This is a genomic window from Erwinia sp. V90_4, assembly GCF_029967685.1.
GTDB lineage: Bacteria > Pseudomonadota > Gammaproteobacteria > Enterobacterales > Enterobacteriaceae > Erwinia > Erwinia aphidicola.
Map to the genome: position 1 here is coordinate 143,642 of NZ_JASCAQ010000040.1, position 23,104 is coordinate 166,745.

The window sequence follows — 23,104 nt, forward strand, 5'->3', positions numbered from 1 at the left end:
GCCGCAGGCAGTGGATATCGCCATTACGACGCTGAAGATTAGCAGATGAAACTTATTCTTAACTTTCGACGCCAGGTTTGCGATAGTTTGAAGCTGGTCATATTTTAATCACAGGCTGAAAGGTGTCAGCCACCAGTAAACATGATCCAAATCATTATTTGCCCCCAGTACAAGCGCTATGCTCAGTGTTACCAAAAGGAGTTAGTAACTTACCGAAAGTGACCCACAGCGCGTGCAGAGCGCAGACTCTTTCAGTAAACCCGGAAGAACCTGTTTAGCAGGTTGGCCCGCCCTAACACGGCCCGGTAACCAGCCATGACTATACTTGCTAGTTCTCACTTGTTTACTAATAGAGTTTAACTTTCCAGGAGAGCATTATGGCCGTTACTAATGTCGCTGAACTTAACGCACTTGTTGAACGTGTTAAAACAGCCCAGCGTGAATACGCCAACTTTACTCAAGAACAAGTAGACAAAATCTTCCGGGCTGCGGCATTAGCAGCTGCTGATGCCCGTATCCCACTGGCTAAAATGGCCGTTGCCGAATCTGGCATGGGTATCGTCGAAGATAAAGTGATCAAAAACCACTTTGCTTCTGAATACATCTACAACGCCTACAAAGACGAAAAAACCTGCGGTATTCTTGAAACCGATGACACTTTCGGCACCATCACTATCGCGGAACCCACCGGCATCATCTGCGGGATTGTCCCGACAACCAACCCAACATCTACCGCTATCTTTAAAGCGCTGATCAGCCTGAAAACCCGTAACGGGATTATCTTCTCGCCGCATCCTCGTGCGAAAGATGCCACCAACAAAGCGGCCGATATCGTACTGCAGGCCGCCATTGCGGCCGGGGCACCCAAAGACATTATCGGCTGGATCGATGTGCCCTCCGTTGAGCTGTCTAACCAGCTGATGCACCACCCTGATATTAACCTTATCCTCGCCACGGGCGGCCCGGGTATGGTGAAAGCCGCCTATAGCTCCGGCAAACCGGCTATCGGCGTGGGCGCAGGTAATACTCCGGTAGTGATTGACGAAACGGCGGACATCAAACGTGCCGTGGCTTCTATCCTGATGTCGAAAACCTTCGATAACGGCGTAATCTGTGCTTCTGAGCAGTCAGTTATTGTGGTCGACAGCGCGTATGAGGCGGTGCGCGAGCGCTTTGCCAGCCACGGTGGCTACATGCTGCAGGGCAGCGAGCTGAAAGCGGTTCAGGATATCATTCTGAAGAATGGCGCGCTGAATGCCGCTATCGTCGGTCAGCCTGCGGTGAAAATTGCTGAAATGGCCGGCCTCAGCGTCCCGGGCAACACTAAAATCCTGATTGGTGAAGTGAAACTGGTCGATGAGTCGGAACCTTTTGCTCATGAAAAACTGTCACCGACTCTGGCGATGTATCGCGCCAAAGATTTTGCTGATGCGGTAAGTAAAGCTGAGAAGCTGGTGGCGATGGGCGGTATCGGTCATACCTCTTGCCTGTACACTGACCAGGATAATCAGCGTGAACGCGTTAACTTCTTCGGCGACAAAATGAAGACAGCGCGCATCCTGATCAACACTCCGGCCTCTCAGGGGGGTATCGGCGACCTGTACAACTTTAAACTCGCACCGTCACTGACGCTGGGCTGCGGCTCGTGGGGTGGCAACTCGATTTCTGAAAACGTCGGACCAAAACATCTGATTAACAAGAAAACCGTGGCCAAGCGAGCTGAGAATATGTTGTGGCATAAACTTCCTAAGTCTATCTACTTCCGCCGTGGTTCACTGCCCATTGCCCTTGATGAAGTGGCCACCGACGGAGCCAAACGCGCCTTTATCGTCACCGACCGCTTCCTGTTTAACAACGGCTACGCTGACCAGATCATCAACGTGCTGAAAGCGCGCGGGGTGGAAACTGAAGTCTTCTTCGAAGTGGAAGCTGACCCAACGCTGAGCATCGTGCGTAAAGGTGCTGAACAGATGCACTCCTTCAAGCCGGACGTGATTATCGCCCTGGGCGGGGGTTCGCCGATGGATGCGGCGAAAATTATGTGGGTGATGTACGAACATCCGGAAACGCATTTCGAAGAGCTGGCACTGCGCTTCATGGATATCCGTAAACGCATCTATAAGTTCCCGAAAATGGGCGTGAAGGCGAAAATGATTGCCGTCACCACCACTTCAGGTACAGGTTCAGAAGTTACGCCATTTGCGGTCGTGACCGACGACGCCACCGGTCAGAAATATCCACTGGCTGATTATGCCCTCACCCCGGATATGGCGATTGTGGATGCCAACCTGGTGATGGATATGCCGAAGTCACTGTGCGCCTTTGGTGGTCTGGATGCCGTAACCCACGCGCTGGAAGCGTACGTCTCGGTGCTGGCTAACGAATACTCCGACGGTCAGGCCCTGCAGGCGCTGAAACTGCTGCAGGAAAACCTGCCGGCCAGCTACCGTGAAGGGGCGAAAAACCCGGTGGCGCGTGAGCGTGTACACAATGCCGCGACTATCGCCGGTATCGCGTTTGCTAACGCCTTCCTTGGGGTCTGTCACTCGATGGCGCATAAGCTGGGTTCAGAGTTCCACATTCCACACGGTCTGGCGAACTCGCTGCTTATCTGTAACGTGATTCGCTACAACGCCAACGATAACCCAACCAAGCAAACGGCCTTCAGCCAGTATGACCGTCCGCAGGCGCGCCGCCGCTACGCTGAAATCGCCGATCACCTGCGCCTCAGTGCACCGGGCGACCGCACCGCACAGAAAATTGAGAAGCTGCTGAGCTGGCTGGACGGGATGAAAGCGGAGCTGGGTATTCCTAAGTCCATCCGCGAAGCAGGCGTGCAGGAAGCGGACTTCCTCGCGAAGGTCGATAAGCTGGCTGATGATGCTTTCGATGACCAGTGTACCGGCGCTAACCCACGCTACCCGCTGATTGCTGAACTGAAACAGATCATGCTGGATAGCTTCTACGGCCGCGATTATGTTGAACCTTTCGCTAACATTGCCGAAGCCGTGGCCGCTGCGCCCGTCGAAGCCAGGAAAGTTGAAAAGAAAGTGAAACGTTAAGCCCGAGCGTAAGAATAAAAACCCGCCAGCTGGCGGGTTTTTATCAGGAAATATTAAGAAACGCTTATAGAGTTGTGAAATATCGACGGCACATTTCTTTGCGTTAACCGCCGCGGCAGTTCAATATTACTCCGGCCCCTTGCTGCCATAAATGGCGTGCAGTGAACCACTCTCCAGCGCTTCGTAGTAATGCTTACGGCAGACGGATACATAGCGCTCATTACCGCCAATTTGCACCTGCTCCCCTTCTTTAAAGGGCTTACCGTCCTGATCGAGCCTTAATACCATGCTGGCTTTTCTGCCGCAGTGGCAGATGGTTTTTAATTCAACCAGTTTATCTGACCAGGCTAAAAGGTATTGGCTACCGATAAATAACTCGCCGCGAAAATCTGTACGTAAGCCATAACAAAGTACAGGTATATCTAAAACATCCACCACTTCGGATAATGTTTTAACCTGTTCACGCGTCAGAAACTGGCTTTCATCCACCAGCACGCAGTGAACGGTTTCCCGCTGGTGCTCAGCACTTATCTCAGCAAACAACGACGTGTCTTTATTATACAATTTTGCTGGGGAAGAGAGGCCGATACGCGAACTCACTTTACCGGCGCCGAAGCGATTATCGATCTCTGCGGTATACACCAGAGTACGCATGCCGCGCTCACGATAATTATAAGAAGATTGCAACAAAGCCGTCGATTTTCCAGCATTCATCGCGGAATAATAGAAATATAGCTGAGCCATCAGCCCCTACTCCGAATCACCAAGATGGCGGCAGTGTACCATAAACCGCCGCAGCGAGAGCCTTCACGCCTGCAATAACCCGAAGAAATAGTGGCTGAACAGGTGGCTTCAGCACAACTTAACAGGATTTTTCAATTTTCTGATGATATGGAATTCACTGTTTCCATACCATCACCCTTCTTTTCACAGCAGGATATTTAGCCAGCGAATCATATTTTATCGCCTTTTATCATGTCAGAGATTCCTGACTATTAGCACTTCTACTTTTCTTACAAAATTAACTATTGCAGTTCTTATAGCCCGACACTATTATTATCGAGCATTAGTAACCCATCAATATAATTTAGAGAATTGGACAATGAGCGAAGCACTTAAAATCCTGAACAATATCCGCACGCTGCGTGCTCAGGCGAGAGAATGTAGCCTGGAAACGCTGGAAGAAATGCTGGAAAAACTGGAAGTAGTGGTTAATGAACGCCGCGAAGAAGAGAGCCAGGCACAGGCTGAAGTTGAAGAACGCAGCCGTAAACTGCAGCAGTATCGCGATATGCTGATTGCAGACGGTATCGACCCGAATGAATTACTGTCTACTCTGGCTGCGGCTAAAGCCCCTGGTAAAGCTAAGCGTGCAGCGCGCCCGGCAAAATATTCTTATGTCGATGAGAATGGCGAAAGCAAAACCTGGACCGGCCAGGGTCGTACACCTGCCGTAATCAAAAAAGCCATTGAAGAGCAAGGCAAGAAGCTGGAAGACTTTCTGCTGTAATTTCGCTCAAACTCCGGTTCTTTAGACCTAAATTTAATGGGGCGTTTCGTCCCATTTTGTTACAGCCACCAGGCAAAGAAAAAAAGGAAGCCATCACGGCTTCCTTTTTCTTTGGGCTGGTGGGCTTATACGCGGTAGAAATCTTTATACCACGCCACAAAGCGCGCCACGCCGTCTTCGACTGACGTCTGCGGCTTGAAGCCGATCACCTTATATAATGCGCTGGTATCGGCGCTGGTTTCCATCACGTCACCCGGCTGCATAGGCAGCATATTTTTCTGCGCGGTCTGCCCCAGCGCACTCTCCAGCGCTTCGATATACGACATCAGCGTAACGGGCTGGCTGTTGCCGATATTGTATACGCGGTAAGGCGCAGAGCTGGTTGCCGGGCTGCCGCTTTCAACCGTCCAGCTAATATCCGCCTGTGGGATAACATCCTGTAAACGCAGAATAGCTTCGGCAATATCGTCAATATAGGTGAAATCACGACGCATCTGGCCGTGGTTATAGACGTCGATTTTTTCACCGGCAATCATCGCGCGGGTAAATTTAAACAGCGCCATATCCGGACGCCCCCACGGACCATAAACGGTGAAGAAGCGCAGGCCAGTGGTAGGAATACCATATAAATGTGAATAGGTATGGGACATCAGCTCATTGGCTTTTTTGGTCGCGGCATACAGCGATACCGGGTGGTCAACCGAGTCGTCGGTTGAGAACGGCATCTTGCGATTCAATCCATACACCGAGCTGGATGATGCATATAACAGATGCTCAACCTGGTTATGGCGGCACCCTTCCAGAATATTGAGATGGCCAATTAAATTGGCGTCGGCATAAGCCAGTGGGTTCTCTAATGAATAACGTACGCCCGCCTGCGCGGCGAGGTGAATGACACGCTGGAAGCGCTGAGCGCGGAACAGTTCGGCAATGCCTTCACGATCGGCGAGATCGCCTTTCACAAAGGTGAATTCGGGATGGTTTTTAATCAGGTCAAGACGGGCTGTCTTAAGATTAACATCGTAATAGTCATTCAGGTTGTCGAGACCGACAACCTGGTGACCGGCAGCCAACAGACGTTGGGTGACATGAAAGCCAATAAAGCCTGCTGCGCCGGTAACCAGATATTTCATACTACCCTCATTTATTATGCAGTTTGAAGAGATGCTCCGCGGCCGATTGCATAATAAACAAAACCGCGCTTGCTGATTCTTTCTGGATCATACAGGTTACGACCATCAAAAATCACGGGTTCTTTTAGAGCATTTTTAATCACGTCAAAATCAGGTGCGCGGAAGTTCTGCCATTCGGTACAGATCACCAGGCCATCTGCGCCCTGCAGGGCAGCTTCTTTGGTTCCCATCAGCTTGAGATCGCTGCGGTGACCGTAGATACGCTGCGCTTCGTCCATCGCTTCCGGGTCGAAAGCCTGCACGGTTGCGCCCGCCTGCCACAGTGACTCCATCAGCACGCGGCTGGAAGCTTCACGCATGTCGTCGGTGTTTGGCTTAAATGACAGCCCCCACAGCGCAAAGGTTTTGCCCTGCAAATTCTCACCGAAATGACGCTTGATAAACGTCGGCAGTTTGGTCTTCTGCGAATCGTTAACGTCTTCAACCGCCTGCAGCAAACGTGGCTTGTAGCCGATCTGCTCTGCGGTGCGGATGAGCGCCTGAACATCTTTCGGGAAGCAGGAGCCGCCGTAGCCACAGCCAGGATAAATGAATGAGTAGCCGATGCGTGAATCGGAGCCAATGCCCTGACGCACTTTTTCGACATCTGCACCCAGGCGTTCAGCCAGGTTAGAGATTTCATTCATAAAGCTGATTTTGGTCGCCAGCATGCAGTTGGCCGCATACTTGGTTAATTCAGCACTACGAATATCCATCAGGATCATGCGATCGTGATTGCGGTTAAACGGCTCATACAGCTCGCGCAGCAGTTCAACCACTTCGTCGTTATCCGTACCGATAACAATACGCTCAGGACGCATACAGTCGCTGACTGCTGCCCCTTCTTTCAGGAACTCAGGGTTGGAGACCACGTCAAAGGTCAGCTCTACGCCTCGCCCTTTCAACGTCTCTTCCATTACCTGACGCACGCGGTCAGCCGTACCCACTGGCACAGTTGACTTGTCGAGCACCACTTTATGCTCTTGCATATGCTGAGCAATGGTACGCGCCACGGCGGTAACATATTTCAGGTCTGCTGAACCGTCTTCATCAGGCGGCGTACCCACCGCGATAAACTGCATAACCCCGTGGTTAACGCCAGCTGCTGCGTCAGTGGAGAACTTCAGGCGTCCGGCCTCATAGTTCTGCATAACCAGCGGCGTCAAGCCCGGTTCAAAAATAGGAATGATCCCTTTCTTCAGATTCTCGACTTTATTTTCGTCGACATCGATGCAAAGAACGTCATGTCCGACTTCGGCCAAAACCGCAGCCTGAACCAGACCAACATAGCCGATACCAAATACGGTGACTTTCATTGAATTGTCCCGGTTAGAAATTAAACTTACTTTTTATTGCCTACGGTGCTTTCCAGCCACGCTTTGAAATCGCTGCCCAGCGTGTTGTGACGCACACCGTACTCAACGAAGGCCTGCATATAGCCCAGCTTGTTGCCGCAGTCATGGCTCACACCTTTCAGGTGATAAGCTTCTACGGTCTCTTTTTCCATCAGCATGGCGATGGAGTCAGTCAGCTGGATCTCATCACCGGCGCCCGGAGGGGTTTTCGCCAGCAGTGGCCAGATGTCCGCAGAGAGAATGTAGCGACCAACAACCGCAAGGTTAGACGGCGCTTTGTCCGCTTTTGGCTTCTCAACCACACCCACCATTGGTGCGCTGTCGCCAGGCTTCAGCTCTGCACCCTGGCAGTCAACCACGCCGTAAGCGGTCACGTCAGCGACTGGCTCAACCATGATCTGGCTGTGACCGGTTTCGTCGAAGCGCTTCATCATTTCAGCCAGGTTATCTTTCGACAGGTCTGACTCATATTCGTCGAGAATAACGTCCGGCAGGATCACCGCAACGGGCTCATTGCCAATCACTGGCCATGCGCACATAACCGCGTGACCCAGGCCTTTCGCCAGACCCTGACGAACCTGCATGATGGTGACGTGCGGTGGGCAGATAGACTGAATCTCTTCCAGCAGCTGGCGCTTAACGCGTTTTTCCAGCATCGCTTCCAGCTCGAAACTGGTATCGAAGTGGTTTTCAATCGAGTTTTTAGAAGAGTGCGTAACCAGCACAATCTCGTTGATCCCAGCAGCGATACACTCGTTAACGACATACTGAATTAACGGCTTATCAACCAGCGGCAGCATTTCTTTTGGAATAGCTTTGGTGGCTGGCAGCATACGCGTTCCCAAACCAGCAACAGGGATAACCGCTTTTTTTACTTTGGACTTATAGGCAGACATCTAAGTACCTCTCTTTAGGCCGTTCAAGTTATTACTTGATATGTCGAGTTAAAAACGAGTTGAGTATACCAGTTGAACCCACGCGGATTTATCCTGGATAAACCTTTTCAGTGCAAATTAAGACTATTACCCAAGTGTAAAGCTTATCTCTGGCCCTGTCTTCCAGGGCCAGATGAAAATAGTGAAGCAGCGGTTAATCCGTAGACAACATCAGGCGCAGTCGGCCTCCGGCGCCCCAAACCTGACACTGCCAGGCATCACACCGCTGGCTGATTTGATTAAGATGTGTGCTGCCCATGGTGCCAAGAGGGACACCATTGCTCAGCTGGATCTGGTGGGTATGAATGTTGAGAGTGGCGTTTAAACCAGCAGAAACGAGGATCAGATTCTTTAAACCCTGATGGTAGTAGCCCACCAGCAGTGGAAATTGACCTTTCAGGTTGGCCTGGCGCAGCAGTAAATTGACCTGCTTTAACAGGCCGCCCAGCTCGGGCAGGCGCTGCCCCTGACCGGAAAGCTGCTCCTGCAGCAGTCCATTGAACAGAGCGCGTAGCAGTAGTGCGGCCAGCACGCCGTTATCACCGGCACGGGTGACATCGAGACAATAGAAAGCAAGATCGCGTTCCGATAATGCCGCCACGTCAAGCACCAGTCCAGGCTGCTCTGCCATCGTCAGCTGGCGATAGTTGATGCGACAGTTAGCGATTGTCTGCTGCACCGGCGGTTGCAGCTGTTTAAGAAGCTTGGCGGCAGCCTGCGGGTCACTGACCAGCGCGTCCCAGTCCTGAAACAGCTGTTCGTCCTCTTCCACTTTAGACGTAAACATTGAGGGATAGAGGCACTCGAACACCGCTTCACGCAGGCGAGCAAGATCTTTAACCGGCTTGAGCAGCACATCCTGCACGCCCAGACGCAGCACGTGGGCGATATCCGACATATTTTCCGTGGCAGAGATAACCAGGATGGGCAATGTGTTTCCCTTGCTGCGCAGATGCTCCACCAGTTTGATACCGTCCATGCGTGGCATGGCAAGGTCGCATATCATCAAATCCGGCAGAGTACGGCTCAGGGATTCAAGTGCGTGTATGCCGTCATCAGCCAAAGTGACCACCGCACCGAGCGCAGAGAGAAAATTATCCAGCAGGGAACGGAAAACGACTTCGTCCTCAACGATGAGAATATGTTTTCCACTTAATGGTTTTTCCATTGCTTCCCCCTGCATAACAGATACCTCAATAGTGGTCTATAAACGCTCTTTGCGCCTCTCAGAATTGGCTGAAGTCGTCGCTTTTTGACCACGCTATTGTTGCCTGTCGCGAACCAGAGGTAACAATTCATCCATTTTTTTCTCAACGGACAGTCTCCCCGCTTCAATGGCCTCTTCAGCCCGGTGGAAGTCCAGGGTAGAAATTTGTGGGCAGAAGGGTTGTAACAACACATCTGGTGGGTCACCCGCCATACGATTGCGCTTCAACCGATTTTCCAGCACCTGGATAGAGGTAGACATAATCTCCATGGCGCCGGGTGTGTGATTAACTCTACGTAGCTTAAGGTTGCTAATGCGCTGACGCAGGCGGCCGCTCCAGCTGTCAGGCTGCGGTTGAGGATGCTCATCGCCGGATTCTGGCGTCACTGACAGCAAATCCTGCTGCATCAGGTGCGCATCGTGCTGCAAATCCACGGCAATCACAATATCAGCGCCCAGCGCACGCGTCAGGGAAATAGGCACCGGGTTGACCACCGCGCCATCCACCAGCCAGTAACCGTTCCAGCTCACAGGTGCCAGTAAACCGGGCATGCTGCAGGATGCGCGCACGGCCTGATGCAGGTCGCCTTCCGTCAGCCATAGCTCACGGCCGGTACTAAGGTTAGTCGCCACAGCACCGAAAGGTAAACCGCATTGTTCGATATTATTTTTGCCGATCAGCTCACGCACGTGGCTGAACACGCGCTCACCGCGCAGCAGCCCACCACGTTGCCATGAAAAATCCATCAGGCGTATCACCTGCCAGTAGCTGAATGAGCGCACCCAGCGCTCCATCAGCGTCAGTCGCTGCGTGGCATATGCGGCCCCGACCAGGGCACCCACGGAGCATCCGGCCACGACGTCGATACGGATGCCAGCGCGTTCAAGAGCGTTTATCACCCCGATATGTGCCCATCCCTTTGCGGCACCCGACCCCAGCGCTAGCCCGATTTTAACCTGTCTCATTCCACCCTCTGGCATGAAATTCACTAACAAAATGGCATCACCGATGCTGCCCGGTTATCATGATGCCTAAAATTTTAACCCTGTTATTAGCTAATCGGAGTTTACGTGTCTGAACTTTGTCCGTGCGGTAGCGGATCGCAGTATAGCCTATGTTGCCAGCCGTTTCTAAGCGGTGCGGCGCAACCTTCTCATCCTGAAGCATTAATGCGCTCGCGCTACTGTGCTTATGTCAAACAGGATGTGGGTTACCTGGTTGCAACCTGGCACCCGTCATGTCAAGCCTCTGCTTTTGCAGCCAGTATAGAAGAGAGTTTTGCCCACACCGAATGGCTCGGGTTGAAGGTATTAAGCAGCGAAGTTATCGCGGATGGCCAACAGGGTTATGTGACTTTTTTTGCCAGGTTCTCTGAAAATCAGCGCGAACGCTCTATTCATGAACGTTCACGCTTTCTTCGCGAGGAGCAACGCTGGTACTATATCGACGGAACCTTCCCGCCAATCGGGCGCAACGATCGGTGCCCATGTGGCTCCGGCAAGAAATACAAGAAATGCTGCGGTCACTCTTGACCCCTGATTTCCCAATTGTATCGACAGGATTACCATCGCAATGCAAGCGCAAACACTGCAACGAAAAGTTTTACGGACCATCTGCCCGGATGCAAAAGGGCTGATCGCCAAAATCACCAATATTTGCTACAAGCACGAACTGAACATTGTACAGAATAATGAGTTTGTTGATCACCGCACCGGGCGCTTCTTCATGCGCACCGAGCTGGAAGGCATTTTCAACGACACCACGCTGCTGGCCGACCTTGACAGCGCGCTGCCGGCCGGTTCAGTGCGCGAGCTGCAGCCAGCGGGCCGCCGCCGTATTGTTATTCTGGTGACCAAAGAGGCGCACTGCCTTGGCGATCTGCTGATGAAAAGCGCGTACGGTGGTCTGGATGTTGAAATTGCGGCGGTGATCGGTAATCACGAAACGCTGCGTACGCTGGTTGAGCGTTTCGATGTGCCGTTTGTTCTGGTCAGTCACGAAGGCTTAACCCGGGAAGAGCACGACAATAATATGGCGGCGGAAATTGACCGCTATCAGCCAGACTATGTGGTACTGGCAAAATACATGCGCGTGCTGACCCCGGCCTTTGTGCAGCGTTATCCGAACCAGATCATCAATATTCACCACTCCTTCCTGCCTGCCTTTATTGGTGCTCGTCCCTACCACCAGGCGTATGAACGCGGCGTGAAGATCATCGGTGCGACAGCGCACTACGTGAATGACAATCTGGATGAAGGCCCAATCATCATGCAGGATGTTATTCACGTCGATCATACCTATACCGCAGAAGATATGATGCGTGCCGGGCGTGACGTAGAGAAGAATGCGCTGAGCCGCGCACTTTACCAGGTGCTGGCGCAGCGGGTATTTGTTTACGGCAACCGCACCATCATCCTGTAAGCCGGATGCTGCTGTTTTGTATGACAAAACAGCAGCGCGGGCAAAAAAACGGCAATCGCAACGCTTTCTCTTAAACGGGGCTTTACAGCGTCAGTTCATCTGATATGATGCGCCCCGCTTAACAAGCACAGCAGTAAGGCCAGTGGTGGGGTTCCCGAGCGGCCAAAGGGAGCAGACTGTAAATCTGCCGTCATCGACTTCGAAGGTTCGAATCCTTCCCCCACCACCATTTCCTGTTTCACGATATGAAATGCCTGTCACACCGCGTTCATATCACTACGCTGAGTTTGTTAACACGCTTCCCCTGGTGGGGTTCCCGAGCGGCCAAAGGGAGCAGACTGTAAATCTGCCGTCATCGACTTCGAAGGTTCGAATCCTTCCCCCACCACCATCTTCAAGTCCCCGGATATTTCAAACTTGCACGACTCATTCATTTTCCCGATGGGAAGGATGAGAAGCTGAATCATCTATCGCAGCAATATTTCTTTCTCGCCCCGACTTCTGCTACCATTCCGCCATCTTTTCCGACGCTAAATGGCCTGCGCTATGAAATTTGTTTCTTTTAATATCAATGGGCTGCGTGCTCGCCCTCATCAACTTGCCGCTATTGTCGAACAGCATCAGCCAGATGTGATTGGCCTGCAGGAAACCAAAGTTCATGATGACATGTTCCCGCTCGAAGACGTGGCGAAACTCGGCTATAACGTGTTTTATCACGGTCAGAAAGGGCATTACGGCGTGGCACTGCTGACTAAAGAGCCGCCGATCGCCGTGCGTCGCGGTTTCGAGGGTGATGACGAAGACGCCCAGCGCCGTATCATTATGGCGGACATTCAAACGCCAGCCGGTCCGCTCACCGTGATTAACGGCTATTTTCCACAAGGGGAAAGCCGCGACCATCCGACCAAATTCCCGGCGAAAGAGAAGTTCTATCGCGACCTGCAAAGCTACCTTGAGCAGCAGCAGAAAGTGGAAAATCAGGTACTGATTATGGGCGACATGAATATCAGCAGCACCGACCTGGATATCGGCATTGGCGAGGATAACCGCAAGCGCTGGCTGCGCACCGGTAAGTGCTCATTCCTGCCGGAAGAGCGCGAATGGATGGACCGCCTGATGAACTGGGGCCTGGTCGATACCTGGCGCGCGCAGAACAGCGAAGTTAACGACCGCTTCTCATGGTTCGACTACCGCTCAAAAGGCTTTGACGATAACCGCGGCCTGCGCATTGACCTGGTGCTGGCCAGCAAGCCGCTGGCGGAACGCTGCATAGCAACCGGGATTGATTACGATATTCGCGCGATGGAAAAGCCCTCCGATCATGCACCGATCTGGGCCCAGTTTAGCTACTGATTGTTATAATCCCCAATCGATTTCGCGCTGCAGGAAGGCGGCAACTGAATAAATCCCCGGGAGCTTACCTGAGTCAGTGACCGGGGGAATAGAGGCAGCCAACACACCTGCAGCGTGAAAGAGGAAGGGGATTTATTTGACGATGCGCCAGATAAGATTATTAGTGCCCAGCGACTGCGGGTCGCGCGCGCACTGCAACAGTACCCCTTCACTCTTCAGCACCGCCCCTTCCGTGTAGTTGCGGTTTTCATAGATGCAGCAGCGGTTACAGGGCTGGCTGTTGTTTTGCCCCTGCGTCCAGACTTCTGGCGGCATATCGACTACCACGTCCGCATTAGCGCCGCCGTTACCGTTATTGCCGCCGCTGTTGCCATGCCCTTGCCCGCTGCTGATATAGCGCTCGGCCATTGCCGATGAGCTAACGGCCAGCAGCAGTGCCAGTGCCAGATGCATTTTCATTACTCGCTTTCCTTTTCCTTCGCCGCTTTACGTCGCGGTTTTTTCTTGGCGACCGTTGCCGGAGCCGTAACGCCGCGAAACGCATGTGCGGCGGGCTGCTGACGGGCCTGAGAGATCAAACTGTGCAGCGTTTCCACCAGAGGGTGCATAAAGTCCTGGTAGCGACACTGCTTCTCACTGATTTTAGTCAACGTTGACTCCCATTGCGCGGTCATATCTGGCCGCGCGGCCATCTCCGGCAGTGAATGGATCAGCGCACGTCCGGCCGGGCTGGAGTGAATATAGCGCCCCTTCTTAAACAGGAAGGTGCGTCTGAACAGCAGCTCGATAATCCCGGCGCGCGTTGCCTCCGTACCTAAACCATCGGTCGCGCGCAGCACTTTCTTTAAATCTTTATCCTGTACGAAGCGGGCAATACCGGTCATCGCCGATAATAGCGTAGCGTCGGTGAACGGGCGCGGCGGCTGGGTCTGCTTCTCGACCACTTCGCCACGCTCGCACAGCAGCTCATCACCCCTGGCCACCACCGGCAGCGGCGTACCGTCATTCTCCTCATCCCGCTCCTTGCTGCCGAGTAAGGCACGCCAGCCAGCCTCAGCCAGGAAACGCGCTTTGGCGATAAACTTGCCTCCGGCGATATCCAGCTCGATCACGCATTTGCGGTACACCGCATCCGGGCAGAACTGCATCAGGTATTGGGTGGCAATCAAACGGTAGATTTGCTGCTCATTATCCGACAGGTTGACCTTGCTGCTGCGCGCAGTCGGGATAATCGCATGGTGCGCGTCGACTTTTTTGTCGTCCCAGCAGCGATTTTTTTGATCGCTATTGAAATCAGCGGGAGGCGTCAGGTCCGGCTGATGAACATTGATTGCATTCAAAACCGCATGACGTCCGGCGAAATGCTCGTCAGGGAGATAGCGGCTGTCGGAACGTGGATAGGTAATCAGCTTGTGGGTCTCATACAGGCGCTGGCAGGTATCCAGCACCGCCTGCGCGCTGAGGCCAAAGCGCTTGCCGGCCTCAATCTGCAGCGCCGAAAGCGAGAACGGCAGCGGCGCAGTGTCATTTTCACGCTTGTCGTTATAGCTGGTCACCAGCGCGGGCTGGCCGTCGATACGCGCCACCACATGCTCGGCCAGCGGGCGATGCAGCAGGCGGCCCTCCTCATCCTGATAAGGCTCGCAGGAGTCACTCGGCTGCCACAGCGCCACGAAGCGTTCATCCTGCGGGGTGACGATATGCGCTTTGACCTCGAAGAAGTCTTTGGCGACAAAGTTCTCAATCTCTTCATCACGCCGTACCACCAGCCCCAGCACCGGGGTCTGAACGCGCCCAACGGAGAGCACACCGTCATAGCCCGCGTTGCGCCCCAGTAAGGTGTAGGCGCGGGTCATGTTGATACCGTAAAGCCAGTCTGCACGCGAGCGCGCCAGCGCGGAGACGCACAGGGGAATAAACTCGCGGTTTTCACGCAGGCGGCCAATGGCGCGTTCAACCGCCTGCGGGTTGAGATCGTTAATCAGGCAGCGCTGCACTTTCGCCCGCTTTTCTGCCGGCAGGGTCAGGTAGTCGAGCACCTCATCCACCAGCAGTTGTCCTTCACGATCCGGGTCACCGGCATGGACCACTTCACTGGCCTGCTCCAGCAGACCTTTAATCACGTTGAGCTGCTTTGCCACCGACGGACGCGGCTGCAGCTGCCACTTTTCCGGCACAATCGGTAAATCGGCCAGCGACCAGCGGGCAAAGCGGCTGTTGTAGCTGTCAGGCTGCGCCTGTTCCAGCAGGTGGCCTACGCACCAGGTCACCATTTGATCCTGCCCACAGGCGATAAAGCCGTCGCCACGACGGTGCGGCTTAGGCAGAACGTCCGCTATCGCGCGGGCAAGGCTGGGTTTTTCGGCAATAAACAAACGCATGCTGGGGTGAGTTCCTGCTCAGGGTTTGACTTCAATAACGGCCCTTCCGGCCTGAGCCGTCAGGAGTTCACCAATCGGGGTGAGTGTAATTTGCTGCGTGGCGGCAATCGCCTGCACCGCAGCCTCTGCTTCCGGCAGTACTGCCAGCAGCAGCCCGCCCGATGTCTGCGGGTCGCAGAGAAGCTGGCGCTGCGCGGGCGTCATGGCGCCGATAAGCTGCCCGTAGCTGGCGAAATTTCTTTCGGTACCGCCCGGCACGCAGCCTGCGGCGATATATTCATCCACTCCCGGCAAACGCGGGATGGCACTGTACCACAGGTCGGCATGCAGGCCGGCACCCTGGCACATCTCGCTGAGGTGCCCCAGCAGCCCAAAGCCGGTGACATCGGTCATCGCGCTGACGCCCGCTTCACCGGCAAACTCGGCCCCAATCTGATTGAGCTGGCACATGGTGGCCGTCGCCAGCCCCTGATGCTCCGGCTTGAGCTGAGATCTCTTTTCGGCAGTAGTGAGAACGCCAATGCCCAGTGGCTTGGTGAGGAAAAGGCGGCATCCTGCCCGTGCTTCACTGTTGCGCTTCACCTGATCGGTGGCCACGACGCCGGTGACCGCCAGGCCGAAGATCGGCTCCGGGGCATCGATAGAGTGCCCGCCCGCCAGGGTAATCCCCGCCTGCTCGCAGACGCTGCGCCCGCCTTCGATCACTTTACGGGCAACCTCCGGCGGCAGCTGGTCAACCGGCCAGCCGAAGATGGCGATCGCCATAATCGGTCTGCCCCCCATCGCCCAGATATCGCTAATGGCGTTGGTCGCGGCGATGCGCCCAAAGTCAAAAGGGTCATCCACGATCGGCATAAAGAAGTCGGTGGTGCTGACCACCGCGGTGCCATTGCCGAGATCGTATACGGCCGCGTCGTCACGGGTTTCGTTACCCACCAGCAGATGCGGGTCCTTACGTAACGGGTGGTCGCTGTGCAGAATGGTATCCAGCACCGCAGGCGAGATTTTACAACCGCAGCCTGCGCCGTGGCTGTACTGAGTCAGACGGACATTATCTAAGTTCATGAAGATCTGTTCCCTGTTAGCTTCACCGGAAGTCATGGTAGCGTTTTCGCCAGAGAGTGATAAGACTAACCGACGATTATGCCCGTTGTTTGCTCATTATCCCGGCGAATTGCAGGGCCGCTCACAACCCTGCCTGCTAACAGCGAAAATGTCATTCAGAAATAACTGACAAACGGGGCGCTGTCGGGCGCTAACACGGTGGTGGATGATTTCAGCTGCGGGGTTCCCAGGTAGAGGAAACCGACGATGGCGTCCTGAGGGCGACAGTTAAACGCGCTGCGCACCGCTTCATCTTCGGTCCACGCCCCGCTGCGCCAGATACCGTTAAAGCCCTGTGCGGCAGCGGCCATCTGCATCGCCATCACGGCACACCCTGCCGACACCACCTGCTCCCAGCGCGGCACTTTCGGGTGCTCTTCACAACGCGCGACCACCGTAATAATCATCGGCGCACGGTAGGGTGCATTTTTTGCCTTATCGATAGCTTTCTCTTCCAGCTGCGCATCTCGCGATACCTTCTCCAGCAGCGCGCTCAGGCGATCGCGCCCTTCATTCTCGACAATAGTGAAGTGCCACGGCTGCAAAGTGCCGTGATCCGGCGCGCGCATACCGGCGCGCAGAATGTTCTCCAGCGCTTCACCTGTCGGCGCAGGTTCTGCCAGCCGTGATGCGGAACGACGATTAACCAGTAAATCCAGAGCGTCCATGATGTCCTCCTGTGATAGTGATTCTCATCCCGCAAAAACTAGCACAGGATGATGTTTTGTTACAGCATTGCGCTTTTTCATGCTGACAATTGCCCCCTTGCTAATTAGGATGTGTGCTATTCCTGCCCGGACCTCTGCTTCTGGCATTTCATTGCGACCCTGGAGTATCTATGCGCGTGTTATGGCGAATGATCGCTGGCATTTTTAAGTGGACATGGCGAGTCCTGAATTTTGTTCGCGAATTTATCCTTAATCTCTTCCTTATTCTGCTGATCGTGGTTGGCGTGGGTATCTGGCTGCACGTCAGCAGCGCCAATGCACCGGCTGAAGTGCAGAAAGGCGCACTGATCTTCGATCTCAGCGGCGTGGTGGTAGATAAACCTTCCGTCAGCAACAAGCTGAGTAAGATTGGCCGCCAGCTGTTAGGCGCCAGCAGCGATCGTCTGAAAGAGAACTCACTGTTCGACGTGGTGGATGCCATTCGCCAGGCGAAAGACGACGATAAAATTACCGGCATGGTGCTCGACCTGCACAACTTTGCGGGCGCTGACCAGCCGTCGCTGCAGTATATTGGTAAAGCGCTGCGTGAGTTCCGCGACAGCGGTAAGCCAATCTATGCCCGCGGCGACAGCTACAGCCAGGCACAGTACTACCTCGCCAGCTTCGCCAACAAGATCACCCTCTCGCCGCAGGGCACTGTCGATCTGCACGGTTTTGCCACCAACAGCCTCTATTACAAAACCCTGCTGGACAAGCTGAAAGTCAGCTCGCACGTGTTCCGCGTCGGTACCTACAAATCGGCGGTAGAGCCGTTCCTGCGTGATGACATGTCCCCTGCCGCGCGCGATGCCGACAGCCGCTGGGTTGGCGAGCTGTGGCAGAACTATGTCAATACGCTGGCGGCAAACCGTCAGATCACTGCCAATCAGGTGTTCCCTGGCGCTCAGGGCGTGCTCGATGGTCTGAACAAAGTGGGCGGCGACAGCGCGCAGTACGCCAAAGACAATAAGCTGGTGGATGAGCTGGCCTCACCTTCAGTGGTCGACCAGCAGCTGGTGAAAACCTTTGGCTGGGATAAAGAGGCGAAGGATTACAACGGCACCAGCATCTATGACTATCCGCTGAAAAACACCCCTACTACCGACGGCAATATCGCGGTGATCGTGGCGAACGGTGCGATTATGGACGGCGAAGAGACCCCGGGCAGCGTCGGTGGTGATACCACCGCGCTGGAAATTCGTGAAGCGCGCCTCGATCCGAAGATCAAAGCCATTCTGTTCCGCGTCAACAGCCCTGGCGGCAGCGTGACCGCTTCTGAAACTATCCGTGAAGAGCTGGCGGCGGCAAAAGCCGCGGGTAAACCGGTGGTGGTTTCCATGGGCGGCATGGCGGCATCAGGCGGCTACTGGGTTTCAACTCCGGCTAACTATATTATTGCCAGCCCGAATACGTTGACCGGATCTATTGGCATCTTCGGCGTGATCAACACCGTGGAGAACTCACTGGATGCTATCGGCGTGCATACCGACGGCGTAGCAACTTCTCCGCTGGCGGATGTCGCCAGTACCAAAGCCCTGCCGCCGGAAGTTCAGCAGCTGATGCAGCTGACCATCGAAAACGGCTATAAAAACTTCCTCGGTCTGGTGGCAAAATCACGCAACAAAACGCCCGAACAGATCGATCAGATCGCACAGGGTCACGTCTGGACCGGCAGCGATGCCAAAGCTAACGGTCTGGTGGATGCGCTGGGCGATTTCGACGATGCAGTGGCAAAAGCTGCCGAGCTGGCGAAGATCAAACAGCCACAGCTGAACTGGTATCAGGATGAACCGAGCATGGTCGACGTGCTGTTTAGCCAGGTAGATGCTTCAGCACAGGCAGCACTGCCTGCGGCGCTGCGCGCTTACCTGCCTGCCCCCATGTTCGACGTTATGGCCGCGATGAAGAAACAGCCAAGCCTGCTGGATAATCTCAACGATCCGCAAAATCGCTATGCATTCTGCCTGACCTGTGGCGATGTAAAATAGTGAACTGACGCACTAAACAGCCCGGCTACCTCTGGTCGGGCTGGTTTTCCTGACAATTCCCCTTATACTGCGCCTTTTCGGCAAGCCCTGAGTTAACCAATGCAAAAGAAATCGATTTATGTCGCCTACACCGGCGGTACCATCGGCATGCAGCGTTCCGAACATGGCTTTATCCCTGTTTCTGGCCACCTGCAAAATCAGCTGGCAAATATGCCAGAATTCCATCGCCCGGAAATGCCGGATTTCACCATCCACGAATACGCCCCGCTGATTGACTCCTCGGACATGACGCCGCAGGACTGGCAATCGATTGCGGATGATATTCGCCAGAACTATGACAAATACGATGGTTTCGTGATCCTGCATGGCACCGACACCATGGCGTTCACCGCCTCTGCGCTCTCCTTTATGCTGGAGAATCTGGCGAAGCCGGTCATTGTCACCGGGTCACAGATCCCGCTGGAGCAGCTGCGCTCTGACGGGCAGCAGAACCTGCTCAACTCGCTGTTTGTGGCGGCAAACTACCCGATCAACGAAGTCACCCTGTTCTTCAACAATACCCTGTTCCGCGGTAATCGCACCACTAAGGCGCACGCCGATGGCTTTAACGCTTTTGCTTCGCCCAACCTTGCCCCGCTGCTGGAAGCCGGTATTCATATTCGCCGCCTCAATACACCTGCGGCCCCAACCGGCAACGGCGAGCTGATCGTGCATCCAATCACGCCGCAGCCGATCGGCGTGGTAACGATTTACCCGGGGATTTCGTCCGAAGTGGTGAGTAACTTCCTGCAGCAGCCGGTGAAAGCGCTGATCCTGCGCTCCTACGGCGTCGGTAACGCGCCGCAGAATAAAGAGTTCCTGCGCGAACTTCAGGAAGCATCTGACCGCGGGATCGTGGTGGTTAACCTGACCCAGTGCATGTCAGGCAAGGTGAATATGGGCGGTTACGCCACCGGCAATGCCCTGGCGCACGCCGGAGTGATCAGCGGAGCTGACCTGACCGTGGAAGCAACGCTGACCAAGCTGCACTTCCTGCTGAGCCAGGATCTGAGCAGTGAAGAGATCCGCCAGCTGATGACGCAGAACCTGCGCGGCGAATTAACTCAGGATTAACCCGTGGAGAGTGGTATGAGCGCACGTCAGGCACTGTTACTCATCGACTTACAGAATGATTTCTGTCCGGGCGGCGCGCTGGCGGTGGCCGAAGGTGATCAGACCATCGCGGTGGCTAACCGTCTGACGGCTGAGTTCTGCGCGCGCGGTGAGCCGGTCATCGCCACGCTCGACTGGCACCCTGCCGGGCACGGCAGTTTTGCCTCCACGGCGGGTAATATCCCCGGCACCGTGGGTGAACTGCAGGGTTTACCCCAGGTGTGGTGGCCGGATCACGCCATCCAGCACAGCCCAGGCGCCCAGCTGCACCCTGAACTGGACCGCTCGCTGATTAGCACGCAGATCTGTAAAGGCGAAAATCCGCAGATTGACAGCTACAGCGCGTTTTTTGATAACGGGCAGCGTCAGCAGACGCATCTGCACGCGTGGCTGCAGCAGCACGCTGTCACCTCACTGACGGTAATGGGGCTGGCAACGGACTACTGCGTGAAGTACAGCGTGCTGGATGCGCTGGCACTCGGTTATCAGGTCACGCTGGTGTCGGCAGGCTGCCGTGGTGTCAACCTTAGGCCGGATGACAGCCAGAAAGCGCTGCAAGAGATGGCCAACGCCGGAGCGGTGATCCTCTGAATGGATGAAAAACGCCGGGACGTCAACAGAGCGGACCGGCGATTCTTTGTACGAATTATTCCTACAGGAATAATTTACTGCAGCGTAATGTGCGTGACGTCGTCATCGCCAATGCCAAACTCTTCTTTCAGCTGTTTCTTACTCTTGGTCACGATCTCCCCGCCCTTCGCCACGCTCATGTGCTGCGGATTATCGTTGTGACGCGCCTGCCACAGCAATACCAGCTGCAGGCTGTTCTCTTTCTGCTCTGCGGTTAATGCCACGCCGTCAGCCCACTTGCCGGTTTCTACCGCAGTCGCCAGACGCTGATACACTTCCGGCGTCATGCTGGCAATCATTTCATCCAGTTCCATTGCGCCTTACCCCTGAGTACTGTTGCCGTCTTCGTCGGTGAAGCTCAGCGAGGCAGAGTTCACGCAGAAGCGCTCACCGGTCGGCTGCGGGCCATCCGGGAACACATGCCCCAGGTGGGCATCACAGCTGCCACAGCGGATTTCAACGCGCTGCATACCGTGGGAATCGTCTTCCAGATAGCGGATAGCCTCATCGCTGTAGGGTTCGTAGAAGCTCGGCCAGCCGCAGCCGGAATCATATTTACTGCCCGACAGGAACAGCGGAGCTTTGCACACCAGGCAGTGGTATATGCCTGCGTCTTTGTTATGCAACAGTTTACCGGAGTACGGAGGTTCGGTGCCGCGCTGCTGAGTAACGTAGCGCTGCATCTCATTCAACTCATTTTCGGGTGAGAAAGGTGTATTTTCATTAGCCATGCTAGACTCTCTGGCAGTGTTGTTCTGAAAAGATCGGTGGGTATTCTAACAAATACTTAACAAGATCAGGTGAATTTTTCGCGTCCGGGCGCTGAGAGAATTCTGTCATATCTCAAACTGTGATGCAGATCACCATTCGGATCGCCCATCCCTTTATATTCGGGCACAGTATCCCAATATCAATGTAGTTCGCGGGTCAAGAAATAGGTTTTGTGTCGAATAATTCCTGCTCGACAGTTTGATTTGTCGCAACAATTGACACGATTCCGCTTGACGCCTGGTAAGGTTTTTGTAATTTTACAGCCAACCTTTTATTCACTATCAACAAGCTGGTGGAATATATGACTATCAAAGTAGGTATCAACGGTTTTGGCCGTATCGGTCGCATTGTTTTCCGTGCTGCTCAGGAACGTTCTGATGTAGAAATCGTTGCCATCAACGATCTGCTGGACGCCGAGTACATGGCTTACATGCTGAAATATGACTCAACTCACGGCCGCTTCAACGGCACCGTGGAAGTCAAAGACGGCCACCTGGTTGTTAACGGCAAAACCATCCGTGTTACCGCTGAGCGCGATCCGGCTAACCTGAAGTGGGATGAAGTCGGTGTGGATGTGGTTGCAGAAGCGACCGGTATCTTCCTGACCGACGAAACTGCCCGTAAACACATCGAAGCTGGCGCTAAGAAAGTTGTTCTGACTGGCCCATCTAAAGATGACACCCCAATGTTCGTTATGGGCGTGAACCACAAGTCATACGCTGGCCAGGATATCGTTTCTAACGCATCTTGCACCACCAACTGCCTGGCACCACTGGCTAAAGTGATCAACGACAAGTTCGGCATCGTTGAAGCCCTGATGACCACTGTGCATGCAACCACCGCGACTCAGAAAACTGTTGATGGCCCGTCTCACAAAGACTGGCGCGGCGGCCGCGGCGCATCCCAGAACATCATCCCTTCTTCTACCGGTGCTGCTAAGGCCGTAGGTAAAGTGATCCCTGAGCTGAACGGCAAACTGACTGGTATGGCGTTCCGCGTTCCTACCCCTAACGTTTCCGTTGTTGACCTGACTGCACGTCTGGCTAAGCCTGCATCTTACAAAGAAATTTGTGCTGCAATCAAAGCTGCTGCCGAAGGCGAAATGAAAGGCGTTCTGGGCTACACCGAAGACGAAGTTGTTTCTACCGATTTCAACGGCGAAACGCTGACTTCTATCTTCGATGCGAAAGCCGGTATCGCACTGAGCGACACTTTCGTTAAGCTGGTTTCCTGGTACGATAACGAAACTGGTTACTCCAACAAGGTCCTGGACCTGGTTGCTCACATCGCTAAATAAGCGACGCGAGAGAATCTGAGGGCGACGTGAGTCGCCCTTTTTTTATGGTTAAATTTCA

21 protein-coding genes and 2 tRNA genes are annotated in these 23,104 nt (G+C 54.3%); 11 read left to right on the forward strand and 12 right to left on the reverse strand.

Annotation, left to right across the window (positions count from 1 at the left end; translation table 11 throughout):
* Nucleotides 1-377: 377 nt before the first annotated feature.
* Nucleotides 378-3,062, forward strand: coding sequence for a bifunctional acetaldehyde-CoA/alcohol dehydrogenase (adhE, locus tag QLG07_RS07275; protein WP_099753649.1), 2,685 nt, complete (start codon nt 378-380; stop codon nt 3,060-3,062).
* 126 nt (nt 3,063-3,188) lie between these two features.
* Here adhE and tdk read toward each other — a convergent pair whose 3' ends face one another.
* The gene (tdk, locus tag QLG07_RS07280) at nt 3,189-3,806 is read right to left on the reverse strand and encodes a thymidine kinase (RefSeq protein WP_048915926.1); all 618 of its coding nucleotides are present in this window, start codon (nt 3,804-3,806) and stop codon (nt 3,189-3,191) included.
* A 358-nt stretch (nt 3,807-4,164) separates the two neighbouring features.
* Here tdk and hns point away from each other — a divergent pair, with 358 nt between their 5' ends.
* Nucleotides 4,165-4,572: a histone-like nucleoid-structuring protein H-NS gene (gene hns / locus QLG07_RS07285; protein WP_048915925.1), complete on the forward strand. Its 408-nt coding sequence runs from the start codon at nt 4,165-4,167 to the stop codon at nt 4,570-4,572.
* A gap of 125 nt (nt 4,573-4,697) precedes the next feature.
* On the opposite strand, the gene QLG07_RS07290 is transcribed toward hns, so the two are convergent.
* The 5 genes from QLG07_RS07290 to rssA form a co-directional block, all read right to left on the reverse strand.
* Nucleotides 4,698-5,705, reverse strand: a complete 1,008-nt coding sequence (locus QLG07_RS07290) for an NAD-dependent epimerase (RefSeq protein ID WP_282468880.1) — start codon at nt 5,703-5,705, stop codon at nt 4,698-4,700.
* 14 nt (nt 5,706-5,719) lie between these two features.
* On the reverse strand, nt 5,720-7,060 hold the full coding sequence (locus QLG07_RS07295) for a UDP-glucose/GDP-mannose dehydrogenase family protein (RefSeq protein WP_048915923.1): 1,341 nt from the start codon (nt 7,058-7,060) through the stop codon (nt 5,720-5,722).
* Nucleotides 7,061-7,086: 26 nt separating this feature from the next.
* Nucleotides 7,087-7,995 carry a UTP--glucose-1-phosphate uridylyltransferase GalU gene (gene galU, locus QLG07_RS07300; RefSeq protein WP_048915922.1) on the reverse strand — a complete coding sequence of 303 codons (909 nt, stop codon included), beginning with the start codon at nt 7,993-7,995 and terminating at the stop codon, nt 7,087-7,089.
* 193 nt (nt 7,996-8,188) lie between these two features.
* Nucleotides 8,189-9,202 carry a two-component system response regulator RssB gene (gene rssB / locus QLG07_RS07305; RefSeq protein ID WP_282468881.1) on the reverse strand — a complete coding sequence of 338 codons (1,014 nt, stop codon included), beginning with the start codon at nt 9,200-9,202 and terminating at the stop codon, nt 8,189-8,191.
* A 93-nt stretch (nt 9,203-9,295) separates the two neighbouring features.
* Nucleotides 9,296-10,207, reverse strand: a complete 912-nt coding sequence (gene rssA, locus QLG07_RS07310; RefSeq protein WP_048915920.1) for a patatin-like phospholipase RssA — start codon at nt 10,205-10,207, stop codon at nt 9,296-9,298.
* Between the two features lie 105 nt (nt 10,208-10,312).
* On the opposite strand from rssA, the gene QLG07_RS07315 reads away from it, so the two are divergent.
* From QLG07_RS07315 to xthA, 5 genes are all read left to right on the forward strand, one after another.
* Nucleotides 10,313-10,774: a YchJ family protein gene (locus QLG07_RS07315; protein WP_230048640.1), complete on the forward strand. Its 462-nt coding sequence runs from the start codon at nt 10,313-10,315 to the stop codon at nt 10,772-10,774.
* Between the two features lie 40 nt (nt 10,775-10,814).
* A complete protein-coding gene (gene purU / locus QLG07_RS07320) occupies nt 10,815-11,663 on the forward strand; it encodes a formyltetrahydrofolate deformylase (RefSeq protein ID WP_048915918.1) in 849 nt (282 codons plus the stop codon).
* Nucleotides 11,664-11,807: 144 nt separating this feature from the next.
* A tRNA-Tyr gene (locus tag QLG07_RS07325) sits at nt 11,808-11,892 on the forward strand.
* Nucleotides 11,893-11,969: 77 nt separating this feature from the next.
* Nucleotides 11,970-12,054, forward strand: a tRNA-Tyr gene (locus QLG07_RS07330).
* A gap of 155 nt (nt 12,055-12,209) precedes the next feature.
* Complete coding sequence (gene xthA / locus QLG07_RS07335) at nt 12,210-13,016, forward strand: exodeoxyribonuclease III (RefSeq protein ID WP_048915916.1); 807 nt, start codon at nt 12,210-12,212, stop codon at nt 13,014-13,016.
* A gap of 132 nt (nt 13,017-13,148) precedes the next feature.
* On the opposite strand, the gene QLG07_RS07340 is transcribed toward xthA, so the two are convergent.
* From QLG07_RS07340 to QLG07_RS07355, 4 genes are all read right to left on the reverse strand, one after another.
* Nucleotides 13,149-13,475, reverse strand: a complete 327-nt coding sequence (locus tag QLG07_RS07340; protein ID WP_048915915.1) for a YnjH family protein — start codon at nt 13,473-13,475, stop codon at nt 13,149-13,151.
* Nucleotides 13,475-15,397: a DNA topoisomerase III gene (locus QLG07_RS07345; RefSeq protein WP_282468882.1), complete on the reverse strand. Its 1,923-nt coding sequence runs from the start codon at nt 15,395-15,397 to the stop codon at nt 13,475-13,477. The genes QLG07_RS07340 and QLG07_RS07345 overlap by 1 nt, the downstream gene beginning before the upstream one ends.
* 18 nt (nt 15,398-15,415) lie before the next feature.
* Nucleotides 15,416-16,462, reverse strand: a complete 1,047-nt coding sequence (selD, locus tag QLG07_RS07350) for a selenide, water dikinase SelD (protein WP_282468883.1) — start codon at nt 16,460-16,462, stop codon at nt 15,416-15,418.
* A gap of 155 nt (nt 16,463-16,617) precedes the next feature.
* Complete coding sequence (locus QLG07_RS07355; RefSeq protein WP_048915913.1) at nt 16,618-17,169, reverse strand: NAD(P)H nitroreductase; 552 nt, start codon at nt 17,167-17,169, stop codon at nt 16,618-16,620.
* Between the two features lie 170 nt (nt 17,170-17,339).
* Between QLG07_RS07355 and sppA the strand changes: the two genes are divergently transcribed.
* The 3 genes from sppA to pncA all read left to right on the forward strand — a co-directional run bounded on the left by sppA (nt 17,340) and on the right by pncA (nt 20,939).
* Nucleotides 17,340-19,196 (forward strand): signal peptide peptidase SppA, encoded by a 1,857-nt coding sequence (sppA, locus tag QLG07_RS07360; RefSeq protein ID WP_282468884.1) that lies wholly within the window; start codon nt 17,340-17,342, stop codon nt 19,194-19,196.
* Between the two features lie 99 nt (nt 19,197-19,295).
* The gene (gene ansA, locus QLG07_RS07365; protein ID WP_048915911.1) at nt 19,296-20,309 is read left to right on the forward strand and encodes an asparaginase; all 1,014 of its coding nucleotides are present in this window, start codon (nt 19,296-19,298) and stop codon (nt 20,307-20,309) included.
* A 15-nt stretch (nt 20,310-20,324) separates the two neighbouring features.
* The gene (gene pncA / locus QLG07_RS07370; protein WP_282468885.1) at nt 20,325-20,939 is read left to right on the forward strand and encodes a bifunctional nicotinamidase/pyrazinamidase; all 615 of its coding nucleotides are present in this window, start codon (nt 20,325-20,327) and stop codon (nt 20,937-20,939) included.
* 74 nt (nt 20,940-21,013) lie between these two features.
* Here the strand turns inward: pncA and QLG07_RS07375 are convergent, their stop codons facing one another.
* Complete coding sequence (locus QLG07_RS07375; protein ID WP_282468886.1) at nt 21,014-21,292, reverse strand: DUF1315 family protein; 279 nt, start codon at nt 21,290-21,292, stop codon at nt 21,014-21,016.
* A gap of 6 nt (nt 21,293-21,298) precedes the next feature.
* Nucleotides 21,299-21,709, reverse strand: coding sequence for a peptide-methionine (R)-S-oxide reductase MsrB (msrB, locus tag QLG07_RS07380; protein WP_048915908.1), 411 nt, complete (start codon nt 21,707-21,709; stop codon nt 21,299-21,301).
* A 341-nt stretch (nt 21,710-22,050) separates the two neighbouring features.
* On the opposite strand from msrB, the gene gapA reads away from it, so the two are divergent.
* On the forward strand, nt 22,051-23,046 hold the full coding sequence (gapA, locus tag QLG07_RS07385) for a glyceraldehyde-3-phosphate dehydrogenase (protein ID WP_048915907.1): 996 nt from the start codon (nt 22,051-22,053) through the stop codon (nt 23,044-23,046).
* Nucleotides 23,047-23,104 lie beyond the last annotated feature (58 nt).